General features: G+C 47.3%; 20 protein-coding genes. 13 read left to right on the top strand and 7 right to left on the bottom strand.

The features are described from left to right. Positions 1-28: 28 nt before the first annotated feature. Positions 29-1,285, bottom strand: coding sequence for a CinA family nicotinamide mononucleotide deamidase-related protein (locus tag D3H65_RS14420; RefSeq protein WP_119050983.1), 1,257 nt, complete (start codon positions 1,283-1,285; stop codon positions 29-31). 147 nt (positions 1,286-1,432) lie between these two features. Here D3H65_RS14420 and dacB point away from each other — a divergent pair, with 147 nt between their 5' ends. The 3 genes from dacB (at position 1,433) to D3H65_RS14405 (ending at position 4,093) form a co-directional block, all read left to right on the top strand. Further along, positions 1,433-2,842, top strand: coding sequence for a D-alanyl-D-alanine carboxypeptidase/D-alanyl-D-alanine endopeptidase (gene dacB / locus D3H65_RS14415; protein WP_162915629.1), 1,410 nt, complete (start codon positions 1,433-1,435; stop codon positions 2,840-2,842). 123 nt (positions 2,843-2,965) lie between these two features. Continuing rightward, positions 2,966-3,541: a putative glycolipid-binding domain-containing protein gene (locus D3H65_RS14410; protein ID WP_119050981.1), complete on the top strand. Its 576-nt coding sequence runs from the start codon at positions 2,966-2,968 to the stop codon at positions 3,539-3,541. 213 nt (positions 3,542-3,754) lie between these two features. Then, complete coding sequence (locus D3H65_RS14405) at positions 3,755-4,093, top strand: YciI family protein (RefSeq protein ID WP_119050980.1); 339 nt, start codon at positions 3,755-3,757, stop codon at positions 4,091-4,093. A gap of 113 nt (positions 4,094-4,206) precedes the next feature. On the opposite strand, the gene D3H65_RS14400 is transcribed toward D3H65_RS14405, so the two are convergent. The 3 genes from D3H65_RS14400 to D3H65_RS14390 are packed head-to-tail and all read right to left on the bottom strand — an operon-like array spanning position 4,207 to position 9,862. After that, positions 4,207-5,241 (bottom strand): TlpA disulfide reductase family protein, encoded by a 1,035-nt coding sequence (locus D3H65_RS14400; RefSeq protein WP_119050979.1) that lies wholly within the window; start codon positions 5,239-5,241, stop codon positions 4,207-4,209. Between the two features lie 45 nt (positions 5,242-5,286). Further along, positions 5,287-6,816 (bottom strand): RagB/SusD family nutrient uptake outer membrane protein, encoded by a 1,530-nt coding sequence (locus tag D3H65_RS14395; protein WP_119050978.1) that lies wholly within the window; start codon positions 6,814-6,816, stop codon positions 5,287-5,289. 10 nt (positions 6,817-6,826) lie between these two features. After that, positions 6,827-9,862, bottom strand: coding sequence for a SusC/RagA family TonB-linked outer membrane protein (locus D3H65_RS14390; protein ID WP_119050977.1), 3,036 nt, complete (start codon positions 9,860-9,862; stop codon positions 6,827-6,829). A 490-nt stretch (positions 9,863-10,352) separates the two neighbouring features. On the opposite strand from D3H65_RS14390, the gene D3H65_RS14385 reads away from it, so the two are divergent. Continuing rightward, complete coding sequence (locus tag D3H65_RS14385) at positions 10,353-11,591, top strand: RNA polymerase sigma factor (protein WP_119054517.1); 1,239 nt, start codon at positions 10,353-10,355, stop codon at positions 11,589-11,591. On the opposite strand, the gene D3H65_RS14380 is transcribed toward D3H65_RS14385, so the two are convergent. Next, positions 11,586-12,551 (bottom strand): GlxA family transcriptional regulator, encoded by a 966-nt coding sequence (locus D3H65_RS14380; protein ID WP_119050976.1) that lies wholly within the window; start codon positions 12,549-12,551, stop codon positions 11,586-11,588. The genes D3H65_RS14385 and D3H65_RS14380 overlap by 6 nt on opposite strands. A gap of 116 nt (positions 12,552-12,667) precedes the next feature. On the opposite strand from D3H65_RS14380, the gene D3H65_RS14375 reads away from it, so the two are divergent. The 5 genes from D3H65_RS14375 to D3H65_RS14355 all read left to right on the top strand — a co-directional run bounded on the left by D3H65_RS14375 (position 12,668) and on the right by D3H65_RS14355 (position 15,687). Beyond that, on the top strand, positions 12,668-13,081 hold the full coding sequence (locus D3H65_RS14375; RefSeq protein WP_119050975.1) for a VOC family protein: 414 nt from the start codon (positions 12,668-12,670) through the stop codon (positions 13,079-13,081). Between the two features lie 122 nt (positions 13,082-13,203). Then, positions 13,204-13,458 carry an autorepressor SdpR family transcription factor gene (locus D3H65_RS14370; RefSeq protein WP_119050974.1) on the top strand — a complete coding sequence of 85 codons (255 nt, stop codon included), beginning with the start codon at positions 13,204-13,206 and terminating at the stop codon, positions 13,456-13,458. A 3-nt stretch (positions 13,459-13,461) separates the two neighbouring features. Then, the gene (locus tag D3H65_RS14365) at positions 13,462-14,115 is read left to right on the top strand and encodes an SdpI family protein (RefSeq protein ID WP_119050973.1); all 654 of its coding nucleotides are present in this window, start codon (positions 13,462-13,464) and stop codon (positions 14,113-14,115) included. Positions 14,116-14,145: 30 nt separating this feature from the next. Further along, positions 14,146-15,096 (top strand): alpha/beta hydrolase, encoded by a 951-nt coding sequence (locus D3H65_RS14360; RefSeq protein ID WP_119050972.1) that lies wholly within the window; start codon positions 14,146-14,148, stop codon positions 15,094-15,096. Positions 15,097-15,438: 342 nt separating this feature from the next. Then, complete coding sequence (locus tag D3H65_RS14355; RefSeq protein WP_119050971.1) at positions 15,439-15,687, top strand: hypothetical protein; 249 nt, start codon at positions 15,439-15,441, stop codon at positions 15,685-15,687. A 112-nt stretch (positions 15,688-15,799) separates the two neighbouring features. On the opposite strand, the gene D3H65_RS14350 is transcribed toward D3H65_RS14355, so the two are convergent. Continuing rightward, positions 15,800-16,210: an acyl-CoA thioesterase gene (locus D3H65_RS14350; RefSeq protein ID WP_119050970.1), complete on the bottom strand. Its 411-nt coding sequence runs from the start codon at positions 16,208-16,210 to the stop codon at positions 15,800-15,802. A gap of 185 nt (positions 16,211-16,395) precedes the next feature. Beyond that, the gene (locus tag D3H65_RS14345; RefSeq protein ID WP_162915628.1) at positions 16,396-16,803 is read right to left on the bottom strand and encodes a DoxX family protein; all 408 of its coding nucleotides are present in this window, start codon (positions 16,801-16,803) and stop codon (positions 16,396-16,398) included. Between the two features lie 275 nt (positions 16,804-17,078). Between D3H65_RS14345 and D3H65_RS14340 the strand changes: the two genes are divergently transcribed. From D3H65_RS14340 to D3H65_RS14325, 4 genes are all read left to right on the top strand, one after another. Next, positions 17,079-20,105, top strand: a complete 3,027-nt coding sequence (locus D3H65_RS14340) for a tetratricopeptide repeat protein (RefSeq protein WP_119050968.1) — start codon at positions 17,079-17,081, stop codon at positions 20,103-20,105. A 134-nt stretch (positions 20,106-20,239) separates the two neighbouring features. After that, on the top strand, positions 20,240-21,898 hold the full coding sequence (locus D3H65_RS14335) for a TonB-dependent receptor (RefSeq protein WP_119050967.1): 1,659 nt from the start codon (positions 20,240-20,242) through the stop codon (positions 21,896-21,898). 184 nt (positions 21,899-22,082) lie between these two features. Next, positions 22,083-22,715, top strand: coding sequence for a hypothetical protein (locus tag D3H65_RS14330; RefSeq protein ID WP_119050966.1), 633 nt, complete (start codon positions 22,083-22,085; stop codon positions 22,713-22,715). A 122-nt stretch (positions 22,716-22,837) separates the two neighbouring features. Further along, positions 22,838-23,731 carry a class I SAM-dependent methyltransferase gene (locus D3H65_RS14325; RefSeq protein WP_119050965.1) on the top strand — a complete coding sequence of 298 codons (894 nt, stop codon included), beginning with the start codon at positions 22,838-22,840 and terminating at the stop codon, positions 23,729-23,731. The last annotated feature ends 78 nt before the right edge of the window (positions 23,732-23,809 follow it).

The following is a 23,809-nucleotide window of genomic DNA, read 5'->3' as shown; positions in this document are numbered from 1 at the left end:
GTAATGATTTTGCTAACAATCGTTCGCCTTAGCCTTGTTCTGCAATAAATTTTCTTAACAGGTTGAGGCTGTGGTTGGCAGCTATTTCAATATTCCGCATCCGGTCGAAGCGGAAATTGAACTGATGGGTCACTGTTTTTTCCCGGTTACCAATGGCTACCCAAACCAGCCCGACTGGTTTTTCAGGAGAACCGCCATCGGGACCCATGATGCCGGAAATGGCCAATGCATAATCGGTATGAAGGGCATCCAGGGCGCCTTTGACCATCTGCTTTACTGTTTCTTCGCTCACAGCGCCTGCTGTGGCGAGTGTGCCGGGTGTTACTTTCAGCAGGTTTTCTTTCACTTCATTGGCGTAAGCCACCACGCTTCCTTTATAATAAGCACTGGAGCCAGGTATGGAGGTGATGAGATGCGCAATATATCCTCCGGTACAGCTTTCAGCAGTTGACATGGTTTTACCCTGTTCTTTGAGCAGCTTGCCTACCACCATATTTAAGGGGAGGTCCTCATCAATGACCATCCATTCTTTTGCCAGCACTTTTACTTTGGCAAACTCTGTATCCAGGTCGCGGTCCAGTTGTTCTTTATCGGCCCCGGAGCCGGTGATGCGCAAACGCACCATTCCGTAATTGGGCAGGTAGGCCAATTTCAGGTGGGCGGGCAGTTTTTCTTCCCAGGGCTGGATGATATCGGCCAGGTAACTTTCCCCGATCCCTGCAGTGAGCATGGTGCGGTGGGCAATGAACGGCATGGTAAAATGCTGTTGCAGCCTGGGTAATACCTCTTCGGTCATTATTCCTTTCATTTCATGAGGTACACCAGGGAGGGATATGAATATTTTTCCGTCTTTTTCAAACCACATGCCGGGCGCAGAGCCGCGTTTGTTGGGCAGTACGGTACAAACATCCGGCACTTCTGCCTGCAGCAGGTTGCGATCGGTGAGGGGGCGGCGGTATATGTTGGCAAACAAATGCTGGATATGGATCAGTGTTTTTTCATCCACTACCATCTTTCCGCCGAAGTATTCGTTTAACACAGGTTTGGTAATGTCATCGGCGGTGGGGCCTAGTCCGCCTGTCATGAGGATGATGTGGGTGTCGCGCGCCTGATCTTCGAGGGCATTGATGATCTCCTGTTTGTCATCTCCTACTGCTACGCGTCGTTTGAGCCATATACCTGCTTTGTTCAGTTCCTGGGCCATCCACGCGCTGTTGGTGTCCACTACCTGTCCAATCAATAGTTCATCGCCAATGGTGATAATCGATGCAAAAACGGATTCCATAATTTGGTAATTGGGGAACAAAGGTAGGGGATGTGGGTGACAGGTTAACAAGTTGAAAAGTTGATAGGGGCGGAGGTGATGCCAGGCACTTCATTGCCGGTTCGGAAATTTTGCTTACGTTGGCGAACAATTAAATGGAAGCCGTTCATGAAGCAGATTCTCTTTCTTTTTGCCTGTGTGATCAATACGTTCCTGGTTGCAGCGCAATCTCTTCCGCAGAAACTGGCAGAAGCGGTGAGGCAATTGGAAGCTGACTCTACTATGAAATATGCCCTCTTCAGTCTATATGTGGTAGACGCGCAAACAGGTAAGCCTGTGTATGAACACAACCAACATGTGGGACTTGCGGCTGCCAGTACGCAGAAGTTGTTTACCAGTGCGGCAGCTTTTGAACTATTGGGCAAGGGGTACCAATACAAAACAGTGATAGGGTATAATGGAAAGATAGAAGGAGGTGTGTTAAATGGGGACCTGCATATTAATGGGTATGGTGATCCTTCCTTCGGTAGCTGGCGGTGGAAGGAAACAAAACCTGATACCGTGCTGCAAAGGATGGTGGCTATTCTTAGAGAAAAAAAGATTAGTAAGATCAGTGGCAGGGTATTGTTGAATGATTCGGCTTTTTCCATTCAACCTATTCCTGGTGGCTGGATATGGGATGATATCGGCAATTATTATGGTGCGGGATGTTGGGGGATCAATTGGCGTGAAAACCAGTATGACCTTACACTCAAGCCCGGCAATGCGGAAGGAGAGCCAACCACAATAATTGGTACCAGCCCTGAGCTGCAGGAGGAGGGATTATTGAACCTGATCACCACGGGTAAAAAGGGTAGTGGTGATAATGGGTATATCTATCGTGCACCCTATGCACAGCAAGGATTTACCCAGGGAACAGTGCCGCTGGGAGAAGCCTTTAGCATTTCAGGGTCTCTGTCGAATCCACCTATGCAATTTGCCCGTGAACTGGGCAATGCCTTCCTTGTACAGAAGATCAAACTGGAAGGAGTCATGAAGCTCTTTATTGACAAAACAACCAATCGGGAAACATGGCCTGCGATGCAGCAGCAGATAGGGGTATTGCTTTCGCCGCCCCTGGACAGCATCAATTACTGGTTCCTGCGCCGGAGCATTAACCTGTACGGAGAAGCGCTGGTGAAATCCCTCGCTTATGAAAAGGAAGGATATGGCTCTACGGAGAAAGGAGTGGAAGTAGTACGCAACTTCTGGCAGCAGCAGGGAATTGATAAAGCTGCTATTCATATCCAGGATGGCAGTGGTCTCTCGCCGCAGAACCGGGTGACTACGGGCGCCCTGGTACAAGTGTTGCAATATGCCAAAACAAGACCCTGGTACTCCTCTTTCTACAACTGCCTGCCAGAATACAATGGCATGAAGATGAAAAGCGGTTCTATTGGCGGCGCCCGGGCTTTTGCGGGTTACCATGCTGCCAAAGACGGAAAGTCGTATACGTATGCTATTATCGTCAACAATTATGACGGATCATCGAGTGAAGCGGTAAAGAAAATGTACAAGGTGCTGGATTTACTGAAATAAATGTTAACCTATTGTTGAAAGTATTGAACAATTGAGGCTGACGAATGGAGAATAAGCCTGTGGATTATAACGGGGATCGACCGATGGTATTAGCGGGAATGGTGTTTGCATGTGAGTAGCATTATGCAGCAAAATATCATCTGGCAAGGAATTGAATACCATTCTTTGGAGAACTGTATTTTAAATACCACAGAGAAGGGGGTAAGTGTTAAGTCTGTCATTATTGGGCATTATGAAGGCATTATCTACCAGGTAGCCTATCAACTCTATGCCAATAGCAGGTGGGAAACGGAACGGCTGGATGTTATGTACCAGTTGGGTAACAAGGTAAAAAAGGTCCATTTGCGGAGTGATCTGAAGGGCCACTGGTCGTTGAATGATTCGCCTGCTCCCCAATTTGAAGGGTGCATGGATGTGGATATTACGCTTACCTGCTTTACAAATACTTTGCCTATACGCAGGCTTGATTTTACCCACCAACCAACGCATCCCATAAAAGTAGTGTACATTGATGTGCTTGGTGAAACAGTAAGGCCGGTATCACAACAATATACCTGGCAAGGCAGTGGTCTCTATAAATTTGAAAATGTACCTAATGACTTTGAGGCGCTTATTAAAGTAGATGACTCCGGACTGGTGATGTTTTATCCTGAGTTGTTTGAAAGGTCGGCCATGGCAATAAGTGATTATCCTCTTTAGATCTTTGTTAAAGGATTATCGCTACGGTGTCACGACAAATGAATTTGCTTCAAAGAGGCCAACAATACGCCAGATTTATATGCTTCGCTTGTGCTGGTCTTCAATATTTTATAGCAATCTAAAAAAATATTAGCTCCCTCCTGTCCAATTGGTCCTGGCCCGGTCATTATTGATATGTAAACACAAATGTTCAACATTATTTAATTTACATTCATGAAAGAATTTATGTTATTATTTCGCCAGCCCAGTTATGACTATAGCAAAACATCACCCACTGACATGCAGAACCTGCAAAAGAAATGGCAGTATTGGGTAGGTGGTATCAGTACAGGAGGCCATTTGATACAAACAGGCATTCGCCTGGCAGAAGAAGGTAAGGTATTGAGGGCTGATGGGGTGATCACGGATGGCCCTTTTGTGGAGATCAGGGAGCGGCTGGGCAGCTTTATGATCGTTAAGGCCGAAAGCCTGGAAGCAGCTACTGCTTTAGCCAACGGCTGCCCTGCATTGGATACAGGTGGAAGTGTTGAAATACGACCTGTTTATCAATAATAGCAGTTGAAGTAAAAGAGGCGAGGCGTACTGATCAGGATCAATACGCCTCGCTTCTTTTATATATTTAGCATCGGGTGCTATGTTAGAAGCCCATTATGGCAGTCGTTCTTTTAATTCAGGAGCTCTGCCAGTTTCTTTTCGAGGTCTTCGCCGCGCAGGTTGCGGGCGATGATCTTTCCGGAACGATCGAGGAGTACATTGCCGGGGATGCCCCTGATACCATACAATTTTGCCGGGCCGCTTTCCCAAAACTTAAGGTCAGAGACCTGCGGCCAGTTGAGTCCGTCTTTTTGGATGGCTTGTATCCAGGCATCTTTTTTACTGTCGAGTGAGACACCAAATACAGAGAAACCTTTGTCTTTGTATTTATTGAAGACCCTTACAATGTTTGGATTCTCTCTTCTGCAGGGACCGCACCAGGCGGCCCAGAAATCCACCAATAGGTACTTGCCAAAATGATCGGATAGTTTTACCAGTTTGCCATCGGGGGCGGGTAGTTCAAAGTCGGGCGCCTGTTGGCCAATAGCTGTGCTGCGCAAAGCAGTGGGCAGCTCTTTCAGGAGTTTTACGTATTGGGTTTCTGCCAACGATTTATCCAGCAGGTTGGTATATTTTACTACCTCTTCGGCAGAAAGGCTGGGAGAGAAATAGCGATACAAAACAAAGGCAGATACAATAGAAGCAGGCTGCTCCTTGATAAACTGCTCTATGTTGGTATTCCTGGCATTCTGCTGGTATAGTTTGTAACGGTCTGCTGCCGGTGAGCCAGTGATGGTTGAATTGCGGCCTCCCCTGGCAGTATCGTAGCGGATGGCCAATTCATTCTTTGTATCAATAAAAACGAAGAGTCCGGACAGCTCTGTGGGATCATCGGTAATGCCGTATAGCTCGGGTATTTCGAGTTTTGCGGAGAAAGAGAACTTCCCGTCTTTTACAACGGATGAATCAATCACAAAGAACATCTTGTTGTAATAGCGCTGGAGATAGATCTTCTTTTCGTTGGCGAAACCCACCGCTTCGCCTTTTATTTTGATGAGCTCCTTAGGTGGATAGGCCAGGGCTGTTACTGAACTGGCAATAAATGCCAGGAGGCTGAGCAGGGCCAGGGAGGTCCTGGTAGTTGGGTTTATCGACTGTTTGATCATATACACTGTTTTATTGTTAGAAGATGATTTACGAATAATGACTGTTTATTCGGATGCTTTCCATCCTTCATTGGGAGCGGTAGCTACCTCTCCATAACTTCCCTTTTCTCCAAAGAAGGCTTTGCCGCCGTAGGTATACACGTTGTTTTTGGTTAATTCCAGTTGCAATTGTGGAAGGGGGTATTGGGTAGGCGTGCCACCGATGAGCAGGTTATTCCTGCGCATGAAGGTGAAAGGAATAAATGCTCCACCTGCATCATCGATCTCGATGGCATATTCATAATGCAGGGTTTTTTTAAGATCGGCTTCTGTGGCTGCCACGGGAGGCAACTTGCCTTTTGCAATACGTGAAGCGGTAGCTGCATTGAGCTCACTGGCGGCGCCTGTATAGTCTTTCAGCCAGTATTTTGATTCAGCTTTTAAAAGACGTATCTCTTCCAACAGGAAATAAGGATTGATAGCACCTGGTGTGTTCAGGGTATTACGGGTATTGTACCAGCGAATACGGTAATAATTGGTGAACAGGCCCCTGCCCCGTGATTCCAGCATAATGCCAAAGCTGGGGGTATAACCAAAGTATTCGGCAAAGCGCTGGTCATCGGAGGTGATGGGAGGCAACACGCCCGATGATGGATAGAATGGAGGGGTATTGCCTGTCTTATCGGCCAGGTAGGCGATCTTCAGATCGGGCGCCAGCCAGCCTGAACCATCGGTGTTGCGCTGTACGAGGTTAGACACAAGTTGGTTGTAATAACCGCCTGTTACGGTAGCGATGGTATAATCGGCAGTAACACCTTTGGCCGCATAAGCGAGTACTTTGTTCCAATGTGCATCGCCCAGGGCGGCTGCTTCTACTTTATCACGTGGCTGGGACGAAAGTATTCTGGCAGCGAGTGAATTGGCCAATTGAATAAATGTTGTTCTGGTGATAGTAACACCTGTCAGGAAGTCAAATTTAAGATTGGGGCTCTCTTCGGCCAGTTGAATGGACTTATCGATCAGCTTCAGCCCGTTTGCGATCAATTCCTTGTAGGAATTGGGAAAGGCGCGGGTTGACAGGTTGGCTTCATCCACAATAATCCCCTTGTCGAAGATGACACCCAGGTAGCCTTGCGCCACACCTTTAGAGAAATAAGCAGCTACCTGACAATCTTTGGTGCGGTCGTTGCCGAGGTTGTCGAGGATGTTTTTTTTCTGTACTTCTATAATGTCGAGTGCAATGGTAGCATCGAGATTGGCCTGGTAAAAATTGTTATAGAAAGTATTCCAGGTGGTGGCTCCGCGATAGGAAGCATTGTTGTTGAGACGCAGGCGCGGCTCATTGGCAAAATCCCACCAGGAGGAATTACCATTGGTATTGGTGGTTTGATCGGCCAGCAAACTGAAATGTGTACCGGCAGCGCTGGTAGTGGTATTGAATGTGTTTTGAATGCTGCTGGTTACTAATTTGTATCCCAGGTCACGAATGAGGGTATTGGCTTCCTCATTGGTGAAAGAGGAGGGATCGTCAAAACTTATTTTTTTGCAGGCACCCAACAAGGAAACAGAAAGGGCTATATAGATTATTTTTTTCATGGTCTTTTATTTAAAAGTTAAGCGTGAGTCTTCCGCTGAAGGTGCGGAAAATGGGATAAGCATAGAAGTCGATATCCCAGCCTTCTGGTGTAACACCGGTGAAATCGGTCCAGGTATAGAGATTGCGGCCGATGAGGGATAACCTCGCGCCCTTCAGCACGCGGCCTACACCCAGTTTTTGTACGGGCAACTGATAACCCAGGGACACTTCACGCAGTGATACATACCCACTGTTCTCTATCCAGTAATCGGTGGTTTGCTGGGCATTGAATACTGCGGTAGTGAAGGGCAGGGGTAGCCCGGCTGCTACGGCTCTATCGGTGAAGGTGGACCTGTATTGGTAAGTGAGGTAGTTGACGGTCTCATTGTATTTTTGTCCGCCTTGTTTCCAGTCGAGTACTGCGTACAGAGAGAAAGGTCCCCAACTTACGGTGTTGCTAAAGCCTACCTGGAAATCGGCTTGTGCATCACCGATCACTTTGTTGTTGCCGGTAGCAGCATTTTGATAGAAGACAGGTGTTTCTGCGGCGGTACCGATCTGGCTTTTCAATACCACAAATCCCAGCTTGTTTACGGTAAACTCATCAGGGCGCAAAGTGCCGCCAGCTGCATTGGATACAAAGCCTTTGTCATCCACCTGCAATTGGGAAAGATTGGTCAGGATGCTGTAGCCATAATAAGAGTAGGGGCTGATGCCGGCTGCTTTCCGGAAGTCACCGGAGGTAAATTCGGGCACATCGCCCAGGGAGGTGATCTTGCTTCTTACGCGGCTAAAGGTGGCGCCGGCATTCCATTGCCATTTTCCTTTGTTGATCACATTACCGTTTATTTCCAGTTCATAGGAGCTGGACCTTACTTCGCCCAGGTTGTCCCATATGCTGGCAGTGCCGGTAGTGGGTGGGAATGGCGGTACGCTGATAAAATCATTCTTGCTGGTAGCGCGTGCATAGTTTGCCTGGATATTGATGCGGTTGAAAAGCACGGCATCGATACCCACTTCCACTTCAGATGTGACAGCCCGGGTAAGGTCGGTATTGTCTCTCCTGGTGTAACTAACGCCTCCTGAACTTGACAGGGAGACCCGGCTTTCTTTGGCGCCGAAGGAGGGCAGGCTTCCAGCTTGTCCATAGGCTGCGCGTATTTTAAGATCGGTTACTACGCCGAGGTCTACATCTTCGGTGATGCGATACGCTACGGAGGCTCTGGGGAAGAAAGCAGTGGCTACATCAGATCCGAAGCGGGAGCTTAAGTCCAAGCGGCCCAATACATCGAGGAATACTTTGTTTTTCCAGGCAGACTTGATATTGAGAAAGTAACCATAGTTCACCAACTGGCTCCAGGAAGAGGAGTTGGAGCGGGTAGCTGCTTCCACTACATTGAGACTTTTTACGGGCGCACTGAGGTTGTAACCTGATGCGCTGATGCCGGTCACGCGTGATTCTTCATATACGGATTTGAGGTTGACACCAAAATCAAAATCACCAAAGTGATCATTGTAATTCAATTGTAGCTGTCCATTCTTTGAAGCAATACGGTCGTTGGACAATCCATAATAACCATTGTTCCTGGTGACCTCGGGGGTGAGTGTCTGGTAACCTACGGGGTAGTAGTCTTCTGTTTCAGCATATTCATTCTGGAAAGCGCCGCTCACTTCGGCAGATAGCTTCTTAGAGAACTTGTATTTTAATCTACCGCCGATCAGGAAGTTGTTGCTGATGTTGGAGTATTCGCGGTAGCTGAGCTGGTAGAAGGGATTGCCTACATTGAATTTCTGGATATCGAAGCCAAATGGCTTGAAGGCATATTTCCCATCGGCCTGTCTTTCGGTAAGGTCAATAAAAGGCTCATACAACAATGCTGAATACAGTACTGATCCTGCACCGCTGGAAGAAAGGGAAGAGGAAGGGGTATTGCGGTTGAAATACTGAACGGTCACTTCTGCTTCAATATTCTTGTTGGGCTTGAAGCCAACATTGAGTAAGGCTGTCCTTCTGGTGTCGGGAGAAATGGGGCCGGCTATACCTCCTTTGGATTGGTTTTGGAAGGAGGCATACAGGTTGTATTTTTCGCCGGCAGTGGATACGGAAATGAAATTGGTAAAGTAGGGGTTATTGCTCAGCATATTGTTCACGTTGTCGTTGTACTTCGTGTAGGGGTGCTGATTGAGGGAAAAGCCATTGTCCTTCAGGTCGAGGGTCCTGTTGTTGCCTGAGCTCAGGACAAAAGAACCATCGGCATTGACTTTATAGAAATGATATTGTGAAGTGGGCGGAGTGCGTTGTACATTGCTGATGCCGTATTCATTGTCGATGGTGATATTGACCTTATTGAGGCCTCTTCCTTTTTTGGTGATCACCTGGATAACACCGCCTTCGCCACGGGTACCATAGAGGGCAGAAGCGGCGGCTCCTTTTACCACCTCAATGGATTCGATGTCCTGCGGGTTGAGGTCGGAAAGGCCGAGACCGGTCACAAATCCATCCACTACAAGCAGGGGAGCAATATTGCCATTGATGGATTTGGCGCCCCGGAGGTATACAGTGGCGCCCTGGTTGCCAGCTGCCTGGTCAATTTGCAGGCCTGCTACTTTGCCCCTGAGTGATTGGGAGGCGTCGGTGGCCGGAACGGTATTCAGTTGTTCGGTACTGACCTTGGTGAGTGCAAAGGACAACTTTTTGCGGCTGGTGCCTTCGGCTACGCCGGTTACTACCACATCTTCGAGCTGGTTGGCCAGTTCTTCGAGTTTTATCTCCACATCTTCAGCAGCAACGGTAATGGTTTGGGGTTTGTATCCGATATAAGTGACAATAAGGATATAGGGCAGCTTCTGACCTGTTCTGAAAGTAAATTTACCCTGCCCATCGGTGACCACACTGTGGGTGGTGTTTTTGATACTGATACTGGCGCCTGCCAGGGGTGTACCGGTCTTGAGATCTGTGACCCTGCCATGGAGCACAGAATTGATGGTAGAGGTGGCATTCTGGGAGAAGATGTGCAATGGCAGCAATAGAATGGCCATTAGCCACATCCGGAGACGTTGCTTCATTCGGTTTCGTTAAAAGTTTAAATAATGAGGGTGCCCGCAAACACCGGCATGCGTATTGCGGCCTGTTTGTCGATATTGACAGAACAGCCATACGCGCTGGCTTTGTTGACCCGTGGGTGGGCTTGTGCTTCGCTAGACGTGTGATTGGATTAACAGCGATACACTGAGCCGTGCTGATAAGCACTGATGCTGCGGTGGAGCAGGTAGTTGGTTGTTACGGAATACATAATTGTTGATTTGGTACAGGTATTAAGTATAAGTCTACTTATTTAGTAGACAAAGATAGTAGACTGTTAACATCTACCCAAATTTTTGATCTGCTGTACTGATTAAAATCACAGTATAAGGACCTCTTTTCATCCTGCTTATGCTTCTTCTTCCTGCTCTCTGTGAATTGTCTTGTTACATGTAAAGAAAGTATATTTGAAATCCCGAACTTTGTGTTCATCAACGAAGCCTGTTGTTGGACAAGCAAGGTTTTACAATGTATATGGAAAAGCAATACGAATCGATCAAGCAATTATTTCAACAGGAGTTTGCCAAGATGGTAGCTGTTATCAGTAAGCAATTCGGATTGCAGCATATGGAGATCGCAGAAGATATTGTGAGTGAAACATTTTTGCAGGCGGCAGAGTCCTGGGGTATGAAGGGGATGCCAGCCAATCCAACGGCCTGGTTGTATGTAGTAGCCAAGCAAAAGACATTGTATCATTTCCGGCGCAATAAGATACTTGAAAAGAAAGTAATGCCTGTGATCCGGGCAGAGCAGGAAGCGGAGGAAGTAATGGCTGAGCCGGACTTCTCGGGGCAGAATATCAAGGATAGTCAGCTGCAAATGCTTTTTGCTGTTTGCAATCCTGTTATTGCAGGAGAGGCGCAGATAGGATTGGCGTTGCGTATTTTGTGTGGCTTTGGCATTGATGAGATTGCGGAAGCATTCCTGAGCAATAAGGAGACGATCAACAAGCGTTTATTCAGGGCCAAAGAAAAGCTGCGGGCCGAAAACATTAAGATGGAACTGCCAGCAGAAAACGAGATCATCAGGCGGCTCGACAATGTGCTGCATGTGATCTATCTGCTGTTCAGCGAAGGATATTATTCCAAAACACAAAACCAGGTATTGCGGAAAGACCTTTGCCTGGAGGCTTTGCGGCTGGGCTGGCTGCTGACGGAGTTTGACAGTACGAACCTGCCTAAAACAAATGCGCTGATGGCGTTGATGTGTTATCATTCATCGCGTTTTACAGCGAGGGAGGATAGTACGGGCAACCCGATCTTATACGAACAGCAGGACGAGGAGTTATGGGACCAGGAACTGATCCTCCAGGGCGATCATTTCCTGAACGTATCGGCAGAGGGGTTGGAAATAAGTTCCTATCACCTGGAGGCGGGCATTGCGCGCTGGCATTGTCAAAAAGAAGATACACAGGAAAAGTGGGGCAGCATTTTGCAATTGTATGACCTGTTGCTGCAAGCAAATTATTCTCCCGGGGTGGCGCTCAACCGGGTATTTGCGTTGTACAAAGCACGGGGGCGTAAGGCGGCGCTGGCAGCGGCAGCACAATTGGATATGCCGGATAACCATTTTTACTTTATCCTGCTGGGTGAGTTGTATAGCACGATCGACAATAAAAAGGCCGGTGAGCATTTACAGAAAGCCTGGTCTTTGGCCAAAACACAAACAGAGAAAGATACGATCCGGGAGAAGATCGACAGGCTGGGCTTATGATCTGTATTTGTTGCGGTAATCGATGGGGGACAAGCCGGTGTATTTTCTGAAGACGGAGCGGAAGGCGTTTACATCAGAATAACCTACTTCATAGATCACTTCGTTGATGGTTTTCCGGTTTGTTTCTAATTGTCGCTTGGCGGCTTCTACTCTTACACGCTGGATGTATTCGATCACAGAATTGCCGGTGGACTTTTTGAATCTCCTTTCAAATGTTCTTCTGGCAACGCCATTCTTTTCACTGAGCTCATCAACAGTTAGTTTTTCCTGGTAATTGGTCTCTATAAATTCCTGCGCATTGACGACGGCCTCATCACCATGCTGCTTTTGACCTACAAAGATCGCAAACTGTGTTTGTGTCTTTCGCTCAATATCTATCTGAAACATCTTTGCTGCCAGTATGGACATCTCCCTGCCCAGGTGCTTTTCTATAATGTACAAGAGGAGGTTGAGGTAAGAGTAAGAGCCGCCGCTTGTATAGATGCCTTGTTCATCGGTAATGATCTTATCGGTAATCAGGTTTACTGCGGGAAACATGCTGCTGAACTCGTTGGCAGCTGCCCAATGGATGGCGCATTTCCTGCCATCCAATAAGCCGGTAGATGCTAAATAAAAAGAACCTACGCATAGGCTTACGATCTCTGCTCCTTTATGGTATTGTTGGATGATCCAGTCGCTGTAGTCTTTGTTGGCGGCAATGATCTTGTTGAAGTCGCCGCAGATGGTGGGGATGATCACCACATCGGTATGAGTTACTTCTTTCAACAGCTTATTGGCTTGTATGGTATACAAGCCATGGTTAATGGCTGTCTGACTTTCCAGTGCCACCAGTTCAATGGTATAATAGGGCGGTTTGCCCTGGTACTTTTGAAAGTCATTGATGCGTGAGAGTATCTGGAATGTACCATCAATACTGGTTACGGTGGCATCGTTCAGCACAAGTAGTGATATATGTTTCATAGTCTAAAATTAACCTAATTGGCTGTCGCAATCAACATGCTAGATTGTCGCAATTGCTATGGGCCCGGGCGGGGTATTGCTGCTAGGTTTGTGTGATCATAATAAAACACAATACCATGGCAACAACAGCAAATGCTTACTTAGGCTTCAATGGCAAGTGCCGGGAAGCAATGAACTTTTACAAAGGATGTTTTGGTGGTGAACTGACCCTACAGACGGTGGAAGGGTCGCCGATGGAATCACAATGTCCGGCAGCTATACACCACCATATTTTGCACAGTGCGCTGACAAAAGGGGAGTTGGTCATTATGGGCACGGATATGGTGCACCAGGAACATGTGCATGGCAACAATATCAGCATCTGTGTAAACTGCAGCAGTGAGGAGGAGATTGAGTCTTTCTATGGGGCTATACTGAAGGGTGGGGAAGTGCTTGACCGGTTGGAAGAGCGATTCTGGGGCGCGATGTTTGGCGTGGTGGTGGACAAATATGGGATCAGGTGGATGTTCAACTACGAGAAAAAGAAATGAAGCTAAATGCGAAACCGCAGGGGCCGATACGATGGCCCCTTTTTTAGGGCCGCTATATAGATTTGGTTTTCCGGAATAATATTTAGACATTTGTCTAAATATAAAAATAGACAGGCAGTAGCATGAATGATGTTTTCAAGGCACTTAATGATCCTGCACGCAGGGAGATACTCAAGTTGTTGAGGAAGCGGGATATGACTGCCGGGGATATTGCTGCGAAGTTTGACATGACGGCTCCCAGTATTTCGCATCACCTGGACAAGCTGAAACGTGCGGGGCTGGTGACAACAGTAAGGAAAGGGCAATTCATTCTCTATTCGATCAATACGACGGTAGTTGATGATCTTATCCGGTATATACTCACCCTTAAAAAATAGACCATGAATAAGTACATAAGGGAACTGGTGTTGTGGGTGTTGATAGCATTACCATACGTGTACCTGGCCAGTATCTGGAAGGAGCTTCCGGAGCAGGTGCCTACACATTTTGATCTGGCGGGAAAGGCGAATGACTGGTCGGGTAAGCACACGCTGCTGTATATTCCAGGTGCGATGTGCCTGGGCACCTACCTGTTGATGCTGGTCATTCCTGTGCTTGATCCCAAAAGGAAGCTGCGGCAAATGGAGGGAAAATACCAGGGACTGCGTTTTATGCTTACGCTTTTTATGAGTGGATTATCGGTGTACCTGCTGTACATCAGCAAACAAGGTGGTATGGAGAATCCGCAATGGTTGATCGCATTCATTGGATTGATGCTGGCCATGATGGGTAATTATTTCCAGGCATTGCGGCCCAATTATTTTGTAGGCATCCGGACGCCCTGGACGCTGGAGAGTGAGGACGTGTGGAAGAAAACGCATTGGCTTGGCGGGCGGCTTTGGATGGCAGGGGGTGTGCTGATCATTATACTTTCTTTTATCATCCGGAATCATATGCCATTGCTGATAGTGGCGGGCTCTATTTTATTCATACTGGTAGTAGTGCCTGTTGGCTTCTCCTTCATTGCATTCAGGAAGGAATCATCGGCGCAGTAATTATTTTCCTTCACATCAAAATACAGGTTTATGAAACAGTACATCCATGTGTGCCTGGTATTGTTATGGCTTGGCACGAGGGCGCAGGTATTAGCAGCGCAGGATACTTCTTTTGTTGATACTAAGGTGACATTGGAAACGAAATCAGGTAATATAGAGGGGGTATTGAGTGTGCCTGTTAAGGGCAAAGGTATGCCGGTGGCGTTGATCATTGCGGGGTCGGGCGCTACAGACAGGGATGGTAATGATCCGGTGATGAAGAGAAATTCTTTGAAAATGCTTGCAGCTGCTTTGCTCGTGCGGGGTATTGCCACGTTGCGGTATGACAAAAGAGGTATTGCAGCAAGCGCGGCAGCTGGTAAATCAGAAGCTGACCTGCGATTTGATGATTATGTAAATGATGCAAAAGGGTGGATCGAGTTGCTGAGAAAGGACAAACGTTTTTCGAAGGTAGTGGTGATCGGGCACAGTGAGGGATCGCTGATCGGGATGATCGCCGCGAAAGGGGCCGATCAATTTGTTTCGATAGCAGGCGCGGGGCAGTCTGCGGATAAGACAATACATGAGCAATTGATGGCGCAGCCCAGGCAGGTACAGGATCTGGCATTTCCCATATTGGATAGCCTGGCTGCCGGGCAGCTGGTGAAAAATGTGCACCCGATGCTTTTTTCGCTGTTCAGGCCATCGGTACAGCCTTATATGATCTCCTGGTTCAGGTATGATCCGCAAGCGGAGATAAGGGCGCTGTCAATTCCTGTGCTGATCGTACAGGGGACGAGTGATATCCAGGTTGGTGTGGAGGATGCGCGGAGGCTGGCAGCCGCTAATCCGGGGGCAAAGTTGGTAATCATTGACAATATGAATCATGTCTTCAAAGTGGTGGAGGGGAACCGGGAGGCCAATTTAAAAACCTATAGTGATCCGGTCTTACCCATTGCGCCGGAATTGGGAAAAAGCATTTCCGATTTTATATTGAAATAACCTGGAATACTGATAATCATTAACTTAAAAGATTGCCTGGGCTTGGGAAGGGTGATCATTGGTTTTTCCGGGGGTGAGGGAAGGACGGGGCGGTGTAGGCTGATACACGGCTGTACAACGGCTTGTATATGAAGCATCAGCGAAGGTATATCGCTATAAGGTCGCTATAACGTCGCTAAAAGGTCGCTGTAATGTCGCTGGAAGGGTGCTATGACCTCACTATGAGGGCGTTGTAAAGCCGCTGGAATGAGGCGCCGACTAACGCTGAAATTCGGGATTGACCCGAAAAGGTGTAAATGCGCCAAGGGATTGAAAGAACTATGGTGTACTTAAAGATACGACATGAAAAAAGAAAAACATCCGCTGTGGATGTTTTTCAAAGGACTTGTGGACGGAAGTGATTTTTCTTTCCGCATTGGTTCCCGGGTGGGAATTGGCGGTGGGAATGGATGTTGGACCTGGTTTTTCTTTGGACTTTGGACTGGTTGGTTTTTCAGCGATCAGGATCTGTTTGGTTTTACATTGATATCTGGATCTATTGGTTTTTCTGGATTGGAGCACAAAGAAATAGCTTTAAGCGGCTTCTGCTAAACTTTAGTGGTTAAGGAATTATTAAGGAAAAGCCGGGAATTCCGAAAGTCTGGAAGTCGGGAAGAAGAGCAAGGCAGCACGTAGTGGGGCGGCCTGGGCGGTAGGGCGGGTTTCAAGCAAAGAAGGGGGTGAGGCTTTCCCGCAGGGCAACGGGCATGGTGGTTTTGGCCCTTGTTTTAATATCCAGAAAATACAATACAACACGGCCTACGGTCAGCAGTTTTCCCTGCTCATTATACACCTCCTGGTGAAATTCGATGCGGTGATCGGCCGGCAACTCCCTTAGCATGGTTTTTATAGTAAGCAGGTCATCATAATGGGCTGGTCGCAGAAACTTGCTTTGGAGTTCTACGATCGGCATCATGACGCCATTTGCTTCCATGTCCTTATAGCTAAGACCCAATTGACGGATAGCTTCTACGCGGCCTACCTCAAAATACTGGGCGTAATTGCCGTGGTAGACAACGTCCATCTGGTCTGTTTCTGCATAACGTACACGTATGTTGGTCTCGGCGATAAACATGGGGCGTTGTGGGTTGTGAATGTTTGTTTTGGGAATCCGGCAATCGGCAGTCGGCAATCGGCAGTCGGCAATGCGTTTGCTTCGAGGGGCAATCGGCAATTCGTTTGCTTTGAATCTTTTGCTTCGAAGGGGAGTGCGATAAGTTGTTAAGCTTTGTTCAAAGCTTAACAACTTACCGGCCTGGGTTATTTGCCCATTGCTCCGTCAACGCTGGCTTTGCCAGGTCCGATGATCACTATGACGAGGAAGCCAAACATGAATAAAGCTGCATGTTCTCCTTTGCCAAAAATATCGAGGTTGTGTCCTTTCCACAAGGCTACAAACATGGCAATGGCGGGTGGTATTGCTGCCAGGCGGGAAGCAAGGCCAAGGACTACAAACAGTGAGCAAAAGAATTCTGCAAATACTGTAAGTGCCAGTGACAGGGTAACACCAATTCCCATGAAATTGATGAATTGAGTTTTGTACTGGGCAAAATGGATCAGCTTATCGTATCCGTGTGGTAATAACAGGCCTCCCATAGCGAGGCGTAGTATCAGCGCGCCGAAATTAAAGGCACCGCTGGTGTAATTGGTGGATAATAGTTTACTCATACAGTTGGATGTTTTTTCAAAAATAATGGATTTGTTTTTGCTATGCATAATCAAAAAGAATTGTTAATCCTTGCACTTATCCACAGTGTTAGGAACGATCTTTGGTTGAACATAAAATAATTAGAAACTTTACCACGTTAAAAACCCAGCAGGAGAGCCAACAGAAGTACTACGAATGTCGAACGGGAAATAAGATCAGCACCACAAATCCGATTCGTTATTCGTAATTTTTTTTGCTCCCCCCAACAAAATAGAATTGAATTAAAATGCAGGGAATGAAAAAATCGACAGCTATTATTGCTCTTCTTGGTCTTTCCCATTTTTCTATTGCCCAGCAAACGCGTTTCATCAACGACCCCCAGGCTTCTTATAAGCAGGCGAAAGAGTATTTTCAGCGGGAACAATACAGCCTGGCTTATCCTTTGCTCAAAGACCTGGAGTTGAAACAGCGGGAGCCGGACATTACCAACCAGGCCATTCCTTACCAGGAGATAAAGTATTATACAATCGTTTGCGCGCTCAAACAAAATGAAAAGAGTGCGGTGGAAAAAGCAAAGAACTTTATAGACCTGGAGGATAATGAGGTGCGTACGCAAATGATGGGCTTTCACCTGGCAGAGTATTATTTCCGCCAGCAAAACTACGGGGAAGCGATCCCTTTATACGAGCAGGCAGATATTGCCAACCTCACCAACCGCGAAATAGCGGACATGAAATTCCACTTGGGCTATGGTTATTTCACCAATAAGCAGTTTGACAAGGCCAAGCCGATGTTTGACGCGATCCGTCAAATGAAGGATGATCCCAACTATATAGATGCTAACTATTACTATGGTTTCTTATCCTTCTACGATAAAAAGTACCGGGATGCGCTGGATGCTTTTGCGGTAGTAGAAGACCATCCCAATTATGGTAAGGTGGTGCCTTATTATGTGGCCAATATCTATTATTCGCTGGGACAGAAGGACAAGGCGCTGGAATACGCAGAAAATAAACTGAAAAGGGGCAACCTGCACTATGACCTGGAAATGCGCCAGATCGTAGGGCATGCCTATTTTGAAAAGAAGGAATATGCCAAAGCATTGCCCTACCTGGAAACCTATGTAACCAGGTCGGACAAGGTGCGCCGGGAAGATGTATATGAACTGTCCTATTGTTATTATAAGGCTGCCAACTGGACAAAGGCAATTGATGGTTTTAAGCAGGTGAGTGGTAAGGAAGATTCGCTGGCCCAGAACGCCATGTACCTTCTGGGGGACGCCTATCTTAAGACGGGGCAAAAGGCCAATGCGCGTAATGCCTTCCTGATCGGGGCTTCGAACAACAGTAATGCCAAGCAGAAGGAAATTTCGATGTACAATTATGCCAAGCTTTCTTATGAACTTGGCTACCAGGATGTGGCTTTGACGGAGCTGCAGAAATTCACTCAGGCTTACCCGCAATCTGAGTACAACAATGAAGCGCGGGAACTGATGGTGAGTGTGCTGGCGAATACGAACAATTATAAAGATGCGCTGGCCTTGCTGGAAAGTGTAAAATCGCCTTCGCCCAATGCCCGGCGGTTGTATCCTAAAATATTGTATGGCCGTGCTACGGAGTTGGCCAATGATGGCATGCTGGTAACGGCCATGGAGTTGCTTACCCGGGCAGAAATTGATCCCAACAATACGGCTGTACTGCCTTTTGTGCTGTTTTGGAAAGGAGAGATCTCCTACCGGTTGAATAAACTGGATGATGCGATCAAATATTATTTTGAATACCTGAAGACACCGGTGGTAAACGGAGAGGTGAACCCGGTCAATGCGAAATACAACCTGGGTTATAGTTTCCTGAAAAAAGAGAATTACAAGCAGGCGCAGGGATTCTTTGAGCAGGTAGCATCTGCCTCGCCGAAGATCAATGCACCGGCTATTGAGCAGGATGCTTTTGTACGGATCGCAGATTGTTATTATATGAGCCGCGATTACAAGAAAGCGGAAACGATGTATAATAAGGTACTGGACTATTCCTGGCCGGCCAGTGATTATGCTACGTTCCAGAAAGCGATGATCGCGGGTGTATCGAATGGTAAAGAAAAGATCAACCTATTGTCTACGATCAGCCGGAAGTATCCTACCTCAGGCCTGGTAGCGGATGCCAATATGGAGGTGGCGGTAACGCTGCTGGCCAATGAGCAGTTCCGGGAAGCGATCCCTTACCTGAAAAATGTGGTGAGTGATCCCAATTCCTCGCTTAAGCCCAAGGCGCATTTGAAAATGGGTATCGCCTATTACAACCTCGATAATAATACAGAGGCTTTGAATCAATATACTGCTATCCTGAAGCAGTTTCCCAATGCTCCGGAAGCGGATGCTGCGCTGGAGAATGCGCGGATCATTTACATCGAGCAGGGGAAAACGAGTGAGTACGTGAATTTTGCGCGTACGATGGGTAAGGAGATCACGGGTACGCAGGAAGATGAGCTGGCTTACCAGGAGGCTGAAGTGCAGTTCAACAATGGGAATTTCCCGGCTGCTGCGAAGAAGTTTGAAGAATACCTGGCCAAGTTCCCTGAAGGTAAAAACTCGCTGGAGGCGCTTTATTATAAGAGTGAGATCTATTTCAATCAAAAAGACTGGGCCAAGGCTGCTGCCGGGTATGAAATACTGGCTGACAGGGTGCCGCATAAATTTGGTGAGAAATCACTGGTCAATGCTGCGCGCCTCAATTTCTTCGATCTGAAAGATTATGTGAAGGCTGAAAAGTATTTCAGCAAGCTGAAGGATTTTGCTTCTTCGCAGGAAAACAAGCTGGAAGCGATGCGTGGTTTGCTGCGTAGTCAGTATCAGTTACAAAAGTGGAATGAAGCGGTAGCCAATGCGCGTGACCTGCTCAACCAGAAGGGTATTGGTACGGACGATAAAGTGCTGGCCAACCTGGCGATTGCCAAATCGCACCAGAATGCCAAAGAATACGAACAGGCTATTACGGCTTATCGTTCGGTGGTATCGCTCAGTAAATCGGCCTATGGTGCAGAAGCGCGGTATGAGATCGCCAACAGCTTTTTGGCACAGAACCGTCTGAAGGATGCTGAGAAGGCGGCTTTTGAAGTGATCAACAAGGCGGGTTCTTATGAAAACTGGGTAACGAAAGCCTATATCTTACTGGGTGATGTGTATTTCAAAGAGCAGGATTATTTCAATGCGAAAGCCACTTACCAGAGTGTGGTGGACAATGCCAAAATAGAAGAGCTGCGGCAGGAAGCAGAGAGAAAGCTGAAAGAAACAGCTGATGCGGAGAAGAAGGGGAGTAAAGTGGAGTAGGGGAAGCTTCGAGCCGTTTGCCTCGATAGCAGATTTCTCGTCCTGTGGAATGGTTGGAGGTACAGCGACGTATGGCAGGACTCGAAATGACAAGATCAGGGTATCAAACTTAACAACACAGAATCAATTTGCAGATGAATCATACATCGGTTTTTAAAGTAGTAGCGATCAGTGCTTGTTGCCTGGGAGTGGGGATCACAGCCCTGGCGCAGGATACTACCAAACGTAAAACGATTGATATTACATCCACCTTTAAGCCTGTATTAAGGGAAGCTGCCAAGATCAACTTCAATGCGGCGCCTCCTTTGGTAGATACGACAAGGCCCGCGCTTACTTATAATATTCCTGTACAAAACTTATACTTCCAATACCAGCCTGCGGAACTTAAACCGGTAGCGCTGCAAATGGATTCGCTCAACAACTGGCAGTACAGTAACTATATCAAAGTAGGCATTGGCAATGTGCACCAACCTTATGTAAAGGCAGGTTTCAGTTTTGGAGATGGCAAAAGCAGCTTCTTCAATGTATTTGCCAATTATTACAATTCGAAAGGGGATAAGGAATTTCAAAAGAACAGCCTGGCCAGCGTAGGTGTGGCAGGTACTTATAAAACATCCAGCAACCTGGAATGGAATGGTACGCTGGGTTTTAGCAGCAATGATTATTACCTCTATGGCTACCAGCCGGAAACGCTGGTATTTACGAAGAGTGACCTGCGCCAGCGTTTTCAGACCATTGAAGGCAAGGTACATTTCCGTAACCTGGAGCCAACTGAATTCGGTCTGAGTTATCATCCCAGTTTGCGGGTGAGTGTGTTTGGTGACAACCACAATATCAAGGGGCGTGAGGCTAATACGGTGCTCAACCTGCCGCTGGAAAAATCATTTGGAGATGAGTTTGCTTTCAAGCTGGGTGTTACGGCAGACCTTACGAATTACACGGTAGATAAAAGCGGCGGCAAATTCACAGACAATAATAACCTGTACCAGGTGGCAGCAGCCGTGCTGTACAAAACGCCCAACCTGTACATCCATGGCGGTGCGATGCCCAGCTGGCAAAATAAGCGGTTCAACCTGCTGCCCAACCTGATGGCTGATATCACTACCAACGACAAGCAACTGACGTTGCAACTGGGGTGGATCGGTTATTACCTCAAAGGTTCCTACCAGCGGCTTGCTTCTATGAATCCCTGGCTGGCGCAGCCCGATTCTTTAATGAATACACGGGTGGAAGAGCGCTACGCTGGTTTTAAAGGATCGATAGCGGGACATTTTACTTATTCAGCGAAAGTGGGGCTGCAGAAGTTTACGGACATGGCCTTATTCGTGAATGATACGGTAGATGGCAAAACCTTCAATACGATCTTCGAACCACAGATCAATGCGGTGAACCTGCATACGGAAGTGGGCTATAATATAGGAGAGAAATTCAATGCTTCTGCGGCTGTTAACTTCAACTGGTTTACGAAAGTGGAGCAGGAATTAAAAGCCTGGGGATTGATACCGATTGAATTAAATGCGGGCCTGCGCTGGCAAATGATGAAAGACCTGTGGTTCCATACGGATATCTGGGCCTGGGACGGGCCAAGGTACCGTGCTAAAAACGGCGATGCCTATAAAAGCAGCGCTGGTTTTGACCTGAATGCAGGGGCTGAGTTTCGCATTACGAAAAACTTCAACCTGTGGCTGCAGATGAACAATATCCTCAATAATAAATACGAACGCTGGAACCAATACCAGGTATTCGGATTCAATATCCTGGGCGGGATCACGTATTCCTTTAATCAGAAGTAGGTTGACGAGTTGATAGGTTGGGAGGGTTGAAAAGTTGAAAGGCTAACAAGGTTGGAAGGGTGAGTAGATCTGACCGGTTGGGAAGGGAGACCTGGAAAGGGGGTAAAGGACCCGGCGGATAGTAATTTTTCTTTGTTTTTCCCATGGAAAAACTGTTGCTTCGCAACGCTAAAACCTGCGGAATATGACAGAAGCGCTGACCAGTTATTTGCTACAACATAAAAGTATAAGTATCCCGGGCCTGGGGACTGTTTATATTGAACGGATCCCGGCGCAAACGGATTTTATCAATAAGCAGATACTGCCGCCTTCGTACCATTTCCGGTTTGATAAGTACTTTGATGCTCCTGATAAAGAGTTCTTTACCTACCTGGCGCAGCAAAAGGATATAGCAGATTATGAGGCGATCAAATGGTACAATGAGTGGGCGTACGACCTGCGTAACCGGCTGCGTACAGATGAGGTGGTGGAATGGAAAGGGGTAGGAGCGCTGAAAAAGGATGTTTCGGGAGATATTGTTTTTGAAGCTTCAGGGGCCATTCCTTCGGCGCAACAGCCAGCGCCGGCAACGCGGGTGATCCACAGCAATACGCAGCATACGATGCTGGTGGGCGACCGGGAAGTAATCCGGGAGATCAATACGGAAGAAACAGCCAATGCCTGGCCCGAAGAAGAGGCCGTTGAAAAGAACACCTGGTGGATCTATGCCCTCATTATTGCCGCCATAGCCTTGAGTGTGATCTTCTTTCACTTCTATAATAATGGCTTTTCTCCTTCGAATACGGGGAATCAGCAACATATAGATGTTGCACGCTGATCAGTTGAAAAGTTGACAGGTTGAAAAGGCCGTAAAACCTGGCATCCGGCACCTGATCGCTAATTCTGTATTCTCTATTCTGTATTCCACATTCTTTTGCTTTCTTTGCAACCGTGGAAAAAATGGAAACGGTTCACTATACGCAATGCCCGGCCTGTAAAGCCTCTGCCATACATAAAGTACTGGCTGTAAAAGATTATACAGTATCCAAGGAGCTTTTTGAGGTATGGCATTGTGATGCCTGCTCCCTGCGGTTTACGCAGGATATCCCGGCCGAAGCTGCGATCGGTAAATATTATCAGTCAGAAAATTACATCTCGCATACCAATACGAGCAAAGGGCTTGTCAACAGGCTTTATCATATCGTACGGAATTATACACTGAACAGTAAGAAAAAACTGGTGCAGTCTGTCTCCAAACGCACAACGGGCAACCTGCTGGATGTAGGCGCTGGTGTGGGGGCTTTTGCCGGCTTTATGCGTGCGGCCGGCTGGCAGGTAACGGGATTGGAACCGGATGGGGAGACCCGCAAACGGGCGCTTGAACAAAACCGGATCGCTTTGCAGGATACGAGTGACCTGTTTAAGTTGCCTCCCGGCCATTTTGATGCTATTACGATGTGGCATGTATTGGAACATGTGCATCAACTTCACGAATACCTCGATCAACTGAAAGTATTATTAAAACCTGGCGGGGTATTGTTCATTGCAGTACCCAATTACACTTCGCACGACGCTGCTTTTTATGGAGAATACTGGGCAGCTTATGATGTGCCCAGACACCTCTATCATTTTTCTCCGGCTTCGATGCGTACGCTGCTTTCTCCCCATGGCCTCACAGTAAAGTCTACGATACCTATGTGGTTTGATAGCTTCTACGTAAGCCTGCTGAGTGAGCAATATAAAACGGGTAAGTCGAGCATGGTGAAAGGTTTCCTGCGCGGATTGATCTCCAACTCCAAAGCCTGGAGCCAGCGGGAAAAATGCAGCTCGCTGATCTATGTGATCGGGAAATAAACGCCTTGGGTTAAGTAAAGACAGCTCACAGATTTCTCCGATTTGCACAGAATTTAACCGCTTCGCGGTTAAAGGTTT

Source organism: Paraflavitalea soli, from assembly GCF_003555545.1.
Taxonomy (GTDB): Bacteria; Bacteroidota; Bacteroidia; order Chitinophagales; family Chitinophagaceae; genus Paraflavitalea; species Paraflavitalea soli.
The sequence above is the reverse complement of the archived record's forward strand: the minus strand, read 5'-3'. Positions and strand labels throughout refer to the sequence as shown.

Bases quoted from the DNA above. Each gene is read 5' to 3' on its own strand.
- D3H65_RS14420 (WP_119050983.1), bottom strand. From the start codon at position 1,285: ATGGAATCCGTTTTTGCATCGATTATCACCATTGGCGATGAACTATTG.
- dacB (WP_162915629.1), top strand. From the start codon at position 1,433: ATGAAGCAGATTCTCTTTCTTTTTGCCTGTGTGATCAATACGTTCCTG.
- D3H65_RS14410 (WP_119050981.1), top strand. From the start codon at position 2,966: ATGCAGCAAAATATCATCTGGCAAGGAATTGAATACCATTCTTTGGAG.
- D3H65_RS14405 (WP_119050980.1), top strand. From the start codon at position 3,755: ATGAAAGAATTTATGTTATTATTTCGCCAGCCCAGTTATGACTATAGC.
- D3H65_RS14400 (WP_119050979.1), bottom strand. From the start codon at position 5,241: ATGATCAAACAGTCGATAAACCCAACTACCAGGACCTCCCTGGCCCTG.
- D3H65_RS14395 (WP_119050978.1), bottom strand. From the start codon at position 6,816: ATGAAAAAAATAATCTATATAGCCCTTTCTGTTTCCTTGTTGGGTGCC.
- D3H65_RS14390 (WP_119050977.1), bottom strand. From the start codon at position 9,862: ATGAAGCAACGTCTCCGGATGTGGCTAATGGCCATTCTATTGCTGCCA.
- D3H65_RS14385 (WP_119054517.1), top strand. From the start codon at position 10,353: ATGGAAAAGCAATACGAATCGATCAAGCAATTATTTCAACAGGAGTTT.
- D3H65_RS14380 (WP_119050976.1), bottom strand. From the start codon at position 12,551: ATGAAACATATATCACTACTTGTGCTGAACGATGCCACCGTAACCAGT.
- D3H65_RS14375 (WP_119050975.1), top strand. From the start codon at position 12,668: ATGGCAACAACAGCAAATGCTTACTTAGGCTTCAATGGCAAGTGCCGG.
- D3H65_RS14370 (WP_119050974.1), top strand. From the start codon at position 13,204: ATGAATGATGTTTTCAAGGCACTTAATGATCCTGCACGCAGGGAGATA.
- D3H65_RS14365 (WP_119050973.1), top strand. From the start codon at position 13,462: ATGAATAAGTACATAAGGGAACTGGTGTTGTGGGTGTTGATAGCATTA.
- D3H65_RS14360 (WP_119050972.1), top strand. From the start codon at position 14,146: ATGAAACAGTACATCCATGTGTGCCTGGTATTGTTATGGCTTGGCACG.
- D3H65_RS14355 (WP_119050971.1), top strand. From the start codon at position 15,439: ATGAAAAAAGAAAAACATCCGCTGTGGATGTTTTTCAAAGGACTTGTG.
- D3H65_RS14350 (WP_119050970.1), bottom strand. From the start codon at position 16,210: ATGTTTATCGCCGAGACCAACATACGTGTACGTTATGCAGAAACAGAC.
- D3H65_RS14345 (WP_162915628.1), bottom strand. From the start codon at position 16,803: ATGAGTAAACTATTATCCACCAATTACACCAGCGGTGCCTTTAATTTC.
- D3H65_RS14340 (WP_119050968.1), top strand. From the start codon at position 17,079: ATGAAAAAATCGACAGCTATTATTGCTCTTCTTGGTCTTTCCCATTTT.
- D3H65_RS14335 (WP_119050967.1), top strand. From the start codon at position 20,240: ATGAATCATACATCGGTTTTTAAAGTAGTAGCGATCAGTGCTTGTTGC.
- D3H65_RS14330 (WP_119050966.1), top strand. From the start codon at position 22,083: ATGACAGAAGCGCTGACCAGTTATTTGCTACAACATAAAAGTATAAGT.
- D3H65_RS14325 (WP_119050965.1), top strand. From the start codon at position 22,838: ATGGAAACGGTTCACTATACGCAATGCCCGGCCTGTAAAGCCTCTGCC.